Source organism: Verrucomicrobiia bacterium (genome assembly GCA_035574275.1).
In the GTDB taxonomy this organism is placed as follows: Bacteria; Zixibacteria; MSB-5A5; order DSPP01; family DSPP01; genus DSPP01.
Genome location: DATLYY010000051.1, coordinates 1 through 8,287, shown reverse-complemented (window position 1 = coordinate 8,287; position 8,287 = coordinate 1). Strand labels below are relative to the sequence as shown.

The 8,287-nt window shown below is 54.4% G+C and carries 9 protein-coding genes and 1 tRNA gene; 9 read left to right on the top strand and 1 reads right to left on the bottom strand.

Features of this window, described 5'->3' with window-relative positions; genetic code table 11:
- The 9 genes from VNL73_07525 to lon form a co-directional block, all read left to right on the top strand.
- Positions 1–455, top strand: a 455-nt coding sequence (locus VNL73_07525; GenBank protein ID HXF49258.1) for a hypothetical protein, incomplete at its 5' end; no start/stop codon positions are given.
- Positions 452–1,216 (top strand): carbon-nitrogen hydrolase family protein, encoded by a 765-nt coding sequence (locus VNL73_07520; protein HXF49257.1) that lies wholly within the window; start codon positions 452–454, stop codon positions 1,214–1,216. The genes VNL73_07525 and VNL73_07520, both read left to right, overlap by 4 nt.
- 62 nt (positions 1,217–1,278) lie before the next feature.
- Positions 1,279–1,818, top strand: coding sequence for a hypothetical protein (locus VNL73_07515; protein ID HXF49256.1), 540 nt, complete (start codon positions 1,279–1,281; stop codon positions 1,816–1,818).
- Positions 1,819–1,895: 77 nt separating this feature from the next.
- Complete coding sequence (locus VNL73_07510) at positions 1,896–2,534, top strand: hypothetical protein (protein ID HXF49255.1); 639 nt, start codon at positions 1,896–1,898, stop codon at positions 2,532–2,534.
- 81 nt (positions 2,535–2,615) lie between these two features.
- Positions 2,616–2,689: transfer RNA gene (locus tag VNL73_07505), tRNA-Pro, on the top strand.
- Between the two features lie 7 nt (positions 2,690–2,696).
- On the top strand, positions 2,697–3,161 hold the full coding sequence (locus VNL73_07500) for a TIGR00725 family protein (GenBank protein HXF49254.1): 465 nt from the start codon (positions 2,697–2,699) through the stop codon (positions 3,159–3,161).
- A gap of 27 nt (positions 3,162–3,188) precedes the next feature.
- The gene (locus VNL73_07495; protein HXF49253.1) at positions 3,189–3,467 is read left to right on the top strand and encodes an acylphosphatase; all 279 of its coding nucleotides are present in this window, start codon (positions 3,189–3,191) and stop codon (positions 3,465–3,467) included.
- A 60-nt stretch (positions 3,468–3,527) separates the two neighbouring features.
- The gene (locus VNL73_07490; protein HXF49252.1) at positions 3,528–4,049 is read left to right on the top strand and encodes an adenine phosphoribosyltransferase; all 522 of its coding nucleotides are present in this window, start codon (positions 3,528–3,530) and stop codon (positions 4,047–4,049) included.
- Between the two features lie 21 nt (positions 4,050–4,070).
- Positions 4,071–6,539 (top strand): endopeptidase La, encoded by a 2,469-nt coding sequence (lon, locus tag VNL73_07485; protein ID HXF49251.1) that lies wholly within the window; start codon positions 4,071–4,073, stop codon positions 6,537–6,539.
- Positions 6,540–6,650: 111 nt separating this feature from the next.
- Here lon and VNL73_07480 read toward each other — a convergent pair whose 3' ends face one another.
- On the bottom strand, positions 6,651–7,850 hold the full coding sequence (locus tag VNL73_07480; GenBank protein HXF49250.1) for a PilX N-terminal domain-containing pilus assembly protein: 1,200 nt from the start codon (positions 7,848–7,850) through the stop codon (positions 6,651–6,653).
- Positions 7,851–8,287 lie beyond the last annotated feature (437 nt).

The window sequence follows — 8,287 nt, the reverse complement described above, 5'->3', positions numbered from 1 at the left end:
CCCCGCCGCAAGTGGTCTGGCTGGACGACCGCCGTTTCTTGACCAAGGCGGTGAAGACCAAAAACTATTTGGAGGAAGGGCACAAAGAGGAGCGGCGGCTGCTTTACAGTTCCGGCGCCGTATCGGTGGAACATAAGGGGGAAATTTGGGAATTGGACGTGCTCCGCGGCAAGGCCCAAAAAATATGCCCGGTCAACCCGGATTTCAACTTTGTCCTTTCCGGCGACCGGCGGTATCTTTTCACCGTGTACAAGGAAAGACAGTGGCAGGTGGTGGCCCGTATCAATACGATTACCCGCAAATTCGAGGAAATCGGACGAATCGAGCACGGTAAAATCGTTGATTTGGCTCCCAATCTGGAAGGGACGCAGCTTTTGTTCACCCTCGAAGACGAGCGGGGGAAAGGGACGGTTTATCTAACGGACCTGCGGAAACCGAAGTGGAAAAGAGAATGAAAATCCGCCTGGCGCTCTACCAAAAGCAGTCGGACGGCGTTTTTGATCTGGATAAAATCGAAAAGGCCATCGGCAGAGGCTTCGATTTTGTCTGCCTGCCGGAATACTGTTTTATCCCGCTGGATGCCCGCTCCCAGTTGGATACGGCCAAGGATTTAAACAGGAATCTCGAAATCTTGGCGCAGCTGTCGGTTCGGCTGGAGACGGTTTTGATAGGGGGAAGTATGGTAGAGGAGGAGAGGGGTAAATTTTACAACGTTTGCAACATTTTCGACCGCGGGCGGTTTATTGGAAAGTATCGCAAAGTCAACCTCTACCGCCGGGAAGCAGGCAAGGGGATTTCCACCGGCAATCGCTACGAGGTGTTTGAAATCGGAGGCGTTCGGGTCGGCCTTTTGATTTGCGCCGATGTTCTGTTTCCGGAGTCATATAAGATGCTGGCCGGGCAGCGGCCGGATGTTGTCTTTGTTCCCACGACCTCGCCCTATCGGGCCGATGACAGCATCGAAGCCAAGGAGAAGCGGGATTCCGATTACTTTTTGGCAGGGGCAAAGACGACTTTGGCCTATGTGGCCAAGTGTTGTGCCACCGGCTCACTTTTGGGCGGCCGGCTGCAGGGGCGCACCCTCGTAGCCGCACCATGGGGAATCGTGAAGCGGGTGCCGTTTCCGGACGAAAACAAAGAGTTTTTCTTGACGGCTGAACTGGATTTGGAAGAGTTGCAGGAATACCGCCGTTCCGCCGCAAAAGCCGAGATTTGAAAAGCTTTTAAAGTTTTTGGTGTTATATTTGATGCATGGCCTCCAGGCACAAACAGGAAGCGTTGAAAAAGCCGTTTTGGCAGAACAAAGTGTTGTTGGTCGGCCTTGGAATTGTGCTCGTTTTCGGCGTTTTTTACTACACCCAGCGGGGCGGTTCCACGCTTACCCCGAAACCGTACGAGTACAATCCGACGACCAACAAATACTGGGATCCGGAGCACAAGCATTGGCATGACGGCCCGCCCCCGCTCACTCCTGCAGGGACGACCGGCGCAAGCACGCAGCAGCCGATTATTCCAACAGCAAATCCGGCAACCGGCCAATCGCCGGTCAATGCGCCAAAGCCCTACGAATACAACCCGGCCACCAATCAATACTGGGACCCGGGGCATAACCACTGGCATAATGGAAAACCCCCGTCGGCCGATAGCCAAAATATTTTGAGCACGGTTAAGCCGGTTGCAGCAGAAACAACCTCCCACAAGCCGTACGAGTACGATCCGGTTAAAAATCAGTACTGGGATCCCAATCATAAACATTGGCACAACGGCAAACCGCCCAATCAAACCATGATTCCGCCGATTTCTCCGGGCGTGAAATGAGAATTTTTATTATTGACAGGGTCTGCAATTTTCTTATCATTTATGAATGAAGAAAGGAGGCGTGAAATGCTAATGGGGTGAAGCGTTTGTTTAATCGGAACACGTTTTTTCTTCTAATTACAGGCGTTCTTTTCCTCTCCTTAACACCCGATATAGTTGCGCAGTTCTATCCGTATACAATTGAACATTCACCTGCAAAACCGGCCATTGGGGAAAGCCTTTCAGTGAGGGTGGAGGCAACGTTTGGAAGCACCTGTTGGTATGGCCTAGTTTTTGATTCCACCGTGGTTAATGATAGCATTATAAATATATTTTCAACTGCCTATTATTCCTGCCCACCCATATGTATCTGTTATGACATGACCCGCACTTATGAATTTAAAACCACCATTAGGTCTTTTCTAACTCCTGGAAATTTTACCATTGTTTCAGTCATATCCGTGAGTCCGCCAGGCAATGGAGGGCCAACGGTTCAGTCGTGCGAGTTCACAGTGGGAGAAAGTCCAATTATAGATGGAGATCTAAACGGCGACAAATTATTGAGTGCCGCAGATGTAGTTTTAGAGCTTATGTGTTTCTATGCCAATAGCCCGCCACCTGCTGGTTTGCCAAGCTGTGATATTAATGGAAATGGTATTACAGATTATTATGATGCAATCGGGTTAATCAATGCCGTGTTTTTAGATGAAATTATCTGGCAATACTGCAGTCCATAGACCCTCGATTCGGAACTAAACGACTAAATACGCTGGCTTTTTGGTTGACACTTCTTTGTGTGCCGGTATATTTGAAGAAATCGGGGCGTGGCTCAGCCTGGTAGAGCACTTGGTTCGGGACCAAGGAGTCGCTGGTTCAAATCCAGTCGCCCCGATTTTATTTTGAAACCGATACTCGCCGTGGTGGGGGGCTCGACCGTCTCCGCGGAGGTTTACCAAACCGCCCGCGAGGTGGGGCGTTGCATTGCCGAAGCGGGGGCCATGCTCGTGACCGGCGGGCTGGGCGGCGTGATGGAAGCGGCCTCGCAGGGGGCAAAAGAGGCGGGTGGAACGGTAATCGGCATTCTGCCCGGTTTTTCCCGCAAGGAAGCCAATCCGTTTGTCGATATTCCCATTGTAACCGACCTCGGCGACGGCCGGAATATCCTCATCGTCCAGACCGCACAGGCCGTAATAGCCCTTCCGGGGGAATACGGGACGCTTTCGGAAATCGCCCTTGCGCTGAAAATCGGTCGTCCGGTTATCAGTTTGAGAAGCTGGGAAATTTCTCCCGATATCATTAAAGCTCAAACGGCCAAGGAGGCGGTGGAGAAGGCGATGAATCGGATAAATTCTTTGAAACCTTGAGGAATTGTATAAGAGGTAGGGGATGCCATGGCGGAAGCGGCCGTTAGGGCGATTATAAGCGGATTGGTGCAGGGGGTTGGTTATCGCTACTACGCTGTCGGGCACGCGCGGCGGCTCGGATTGTCCGGATATGCCAAAAATCTGCCGGATGGAAACGTGGAGGCCTACGCGGAAGGGGAGAGGGGTCTTTTGGAGGAATTCATAAAGCTTTTGCGGGTGGGGCCGGCGGCCGCGGACGTTTCCGGCGTGACGGCGGAATGGACAAAACCCTCCGGCCGGTACAAAGGCTTTGGCATTGAATATTGATTCCGTTTGGCGTATTTTGTTTGCAGTGCAAACAACCTATTCCATCTCAAGGAGGAGGACTTGGATTTAAAAGGCAAAATCAGGAACATTCCGGATTTTCCCAAAAAAGGAATCGTCTTTCGCGATATCTCGACCCTTTTGCAGGACAAAGCGGCATTCAACTATGCCGTGGAACGGCTGGCGGAACGCTACCGGGACAAAAGAATCGACATGATTGCGGCCATCGAAAGCCGGGGGTTCATCTTCGGCGGAGCCCTGGCGGACCGGATGGAAGCCGGTTTCATTCCGGTGCGGAAGTTGGGAAAGCTGCCGTTTGAGACGGTCAAAAAGGATTACACGCTCGAGTACGGCTATGCCACGCTGGAAATGCACAAGGATGCCGTCCGGGCGGGGGAGCGGGTGCTCATCGTGGATGATTTGATCGCCACCGGCGGGACCTTGGTGGCCACCTGCGGGCTGGTGGAAAAGCTGGGGGGCACGGTCGCCGGCATCGCCGTTTTAATAGAGCTTTCCTTCCTGAAAGGGCGGGAGAAGTTCAGCAAATACGATTTTCATTCGATAATACAGTATGAGAGCGAATAGATGACCTCCCCCGAAGTGCAAATGGCGGCCATGCTTCCGCCGGAACTGCCGGTTCTGCCCCTTCTGTCCACGGCGGTTTTTCCGCACGGGGTTTCCACCCTGCAGGTGGGGTTCGAAAAAAACATAAAACTGTTCCGCCAGACGGGAGAAGGGGGGATTGTCGTTTTGGCCGGCACCTCGGCGGAAAATCTGGAGGAAATCACCAGCCGGGATATTTCCACAATCGGAGTTGCGGCGCGGGTTTTGCGCATTTCCGAGCCGATTTCCGGCAGCCTGCAAATCACCCTCGAAGGGCTGACACGGGTCAACCTGAACGAAATGATTCAGGAAGAACCCTTCTTTGTGGCCCGTGTCTCGGCTGTTTTTGAACCGGACGGGCAGCCCTCCCAGCTGCAGGCGCTGGTGGAAAAAGTCCTGGACCGGACCGGGCGCCTGTTGGAGCTGGACCGGCGTTACCCGGCGGAATATCTGCACATCTTCAACCTGAACGCCCAAAACCCCGGCCGGTTGGCGGATGTCGCCGCGACGATTCTGCACATCAGCATTAAAAACAAGCTTGCGATTCTGGAGACGGTTTCCATCCGGGAACGGCTGGAGAAGCTTTTGCGCTACGTGGAGGAGGAGATCGAGCGGCTGGAGGCGCAGGCGGAAGTCGTCCAGAAAGTCGGAATCAATCTGGAAAAAGCGCAAAAGGATTTTTACCTGCGGGAGCAGCTGCGGGAAATCAAGCGTCAATTGGGGGAGGAGGATTTGCAGGAACGGGAGGCCCAGCGCCTGCGGAAAACCATCCAGAAATCTCTTCTGCCGAAAAACATCCAGGCCCAGCTTCTTTTTGAAGTGGACCGGCTGCGGATGCTTTCCACCGCCTCCGCGGAGTACGGCGCCACGCGGGCCTACATTGAATGGGTTTTATTTCTGCCCTGGTCGGAAAGCTGCCCGGAGACCGGCAACATCGAGGATGTGGAGCGGGAGTTGAATTCCGGTTTTTACGCTTTGCAGAAACAGAAGGAAAAAGTCCTGGAATATCTTGCCGTTCACCGGCTGAAAAGGGACGCCCGTTCGGAAGTGCTCTGTTTTGGCGGCCCCTCCGGGACGGGAAAAACCTCTTTCGGCGAGGCGATTGCCCGGGGTTTGGGGCGCAAATTCGTGCGTGTTTCCTTGGGCGGCGTGGAGCAGGCCTCCGAAATCATCGGCGAGCGCCGGCAGTCCTTGGGGGCCCAGCCGGGAAAAATCATCCAGAGCATTTCGGAATCGGGGGTTTGCAACCCGGTGATTTTGCTGGAGGATGTCGACAAGCTCGGGCAGGCCCACGGGGATATCGCCCGGGCGCTCTTGGAGGTTCTGGACGGGGAATCAAACCGGCATTTCACCGACCGGTATCTGGGCGTCCCTTTCGATTTGTCCAAGGTTTTGTTTTTGACCACCGCCGACGTGCCGGAAAACGTCTCCGAACTGCTGACGGAGGCGCTCGACTTGATTGAATTTCCCGGATACGTGGAAGAGGAAAAAATAGAGATTGCCCGCAACTTTCTGGTCCCCCGCAAGCTCGCCGAGCACGGCCTGTCCGGTTCGGATTTGATAGTCACGGCGGGGGCCTTGGAGAAAATCATTCGAAACTACACTTCCGAGGCCGGGCTGGGGCAGTTGGTAAAGCAACTCGAAATTCTCTGCCACAAGTGCGCCCGCCGGCGGCTTTCCGGGGAAAACCATCTCGAAATCACGGAAGCAAACGTGGAGGAGTTTCTGGGCCCCCCCATGTTTTTGCCGGATGTGGCCGAGCAGACGCCGGAAGTGGGGGTCGCCACCGGCCTGGCCTGGACGGCGGCGGGCGGGGATATAATGTTAATCGAGGCGCTCAAAATGAAGGGGGCGGGAAGCGTCATCTCCACCGGTTCCTTGGGGGAGGTGATGAAGGAGTCGATTCAGGCCGCCCACAGCTACGTCCGCTCCAAGGCGGATATGCTCGGAATCCCCTTCGAGGAATTCACCAACCATGATATCCATATTCATTTTCCCTCCGGCGCCGTCCCAAAAGACGGCCCTTCCGCCGGTATCACCGTCTCGTTGGTTATTGCCTCGGTCTTGGCCAACCAGCCGATAAAAAACGACGTGGCGATGACCGGAGAGGTCAGTTTAAGGGGTAAAGTCCTGCCGGTGGGGGGGATTAAGGAAAAGGTTTCCGCCGCCCACCGGGTCGGCATCAAAACCGTCGTGCTCCCCAAGCAAAACCAGAAGGATTTGGAGGACGTCCCCGCCTCCGTGCGCCGGGCCTTGAAGTTCGAGTTTGTGGAAATGGTGGAGGAGGTTTTCTCCATCGCCTTCGTCAATTTCAAATCGAAGCAGCAGAAACGCCTGGAGAGTCTTCTTAAGAAGGAGCTTGGAAAAGCGAAGAAATCGATCCGCCACAAACGGAACGGGCGCAAAACGAAACGGCGGATGGCGGCCAAGAAAAGAGCCGTCCCGCTTCGCAGGTCCATCCGGTTCCTGTAATTTTCTTGTACAAGAAGTGCAATAAAAAAGAGGCCGGGAGGAGGTTCCGGCCTCTTTGCTTGGAGCTCCCGCTCACGCAGGAGCTCTTGTTGCTGTTCTGCTGTGATGAGTTTACAAAACTTGCCAGGCGACAGCTTTGTACTTGGCTTTGAGAGGGCTTTCCAGTTTAAGCAAAGCACGGTCAAAATGTACAGTTCCATTGCCGGCGTCCTTAACCGATTTTCCAACGAGGGAGCCATACACCACGCCGCTGCCGCTTACCTTAATTTCCGCGTTGGGCGCATAAATGGCGGCGTAGATGGTGGCGCTGCCGGTAATGTCAACCGTCAATCCGGTGGAGTAAATCTGCAGATTGGCCGGTTTGGCCGAAGTGTTGGCAATTGTGCCGCCGGCGGCGTTCAGGGAACCGGTCATGAAAATCACCACTTTATCGTCTTCCGGAATTACCAGTTTGGCTCCCGAGGTCAATGAAATGCTTGAAAAATAGTAGATACCGCTCTCCAGGGTGATTTTGGCCGTGCTCCCGCTGGCGGCAAGGGCATAGGTCCCGGAATTGTAGGTCGCCCCTCCGGACAAGGTCATCTCGGTTGAAACATCGCTGTTCCATTTGGCAAAGTCCAAGTCGGCCTGGGTGATTGGTTCAAGGTTGACCGTGGAGGCCGAGTTATCCGCCGTGCCGTAAATGGTCATGCTTCCGTTGGTGATTATGGTGTCGGCTGTGGACACGTCCCCGTAAATGGTGGCATCGCCCCCGACGCGAATCAACCCGTCGCTGCCGACGTTGCCCCCCATTCCGCCCGGTGTGTAAGCGCCGGAGTCGGAGTTGTACGCATCCACCAGCGCGTTTCCAACGATATCGACGGCGGAGTCGCCATACACCGCACGGCGAAAGACCTGGCTGCGTTTCTTGGCCATAAGGACCTCGATAACCGACTGGCTGCCGTCAGCGGTGCCGATAGCCCTAAGAATAAGACTGTCTTTAAGGCCCGGCTGAAAGAAGCTGTCGATTACTTGGACGGAATAACGGGCGTTTCCAAGGGAGGCGTTATCAAATCCCGCCCGCCAGGTGCTGTCGTAAAGCATGCCAAAAGCCCGGTTGATTCCGGCCTCGGCGGCGTAAAAGGCCTGATTATTGTGGGCATTGTTGGATGCGATGGCCCGGTCCGTGTCCGAGGTGCCGAAGCTGCCAAGCGCCAAAAGTGTTACCAAAAGAAGGATGCCCAGAACAGTGATAAGGGCGAAGCCGCCTTCGTTTTGAAGCGCATTTAGGGTTCTCCTCGATTCCGTTTGACAAGTTTTACAAGTATTCATCTCCATTCCCTCCTCGTTTTTAGTTCCTGCCTGCATACCTGCCCTTATTTTCGCAAGCCCTGTTCCGTTGCGGGTGCAAATTCAAGTTTGGCTGTGGCCTTCCCCCCATAGTCGCAAGAAGCGTTTTGACATTGACTTGGCAAAGAGGATAGGGAGGAGGTGGGGAAAATGCTCCCCATTGCAAATTGCGAAAGTTGCAACCGGCAGCATATCGGCTCTGCAACCCTGCGCAAGAATTGTAGGGGCAGGTCTTGCGCCTGCCCGCATCTGTCTTTGTTTTCGTAGGGGCAGGTCTTGTGCCTGCCCGTTCTTGTCTTTGTAGGGGCAGGGTCACCCCGCCCATCTTGTCATTCTGAGCGCAGCGAAGAATCTGGGTGGCGCGGTGCGGACGAATCTCTAATTTCCAGTTTCTAATCTCTGCCTTACATGTAGGGGCG

Coding starts and splice junctions, on each gene's coding strand:
- VNL73_07520 (HXF49257.1), top strand. CDS start 452: ATGAAAATCCGCCTGGCGCTCTACCAAAAGCAGTCGGACGGCGTTTTT.
- VNL73_07495 (HXF49253.1), top strand. CDS start 3,189: ATGGCGGAAGCGGCCGTTAGGGCGATTATAAGCGGATTGGTGCAGGGG.
- lon (HXF49251.1), top strand. CDS start 4,071: ATGGCGGCCATGCTTCCGCCGGAACTGCCGGTTCTGCCCCTTCTGTCC.
- VNL73_07480 (HXF49250.1), bottom strand. CDS start 7,850: ATGAATACTTGTAAAACTTGTCAAACGGAATCGAGGAGAACCCTAAAT.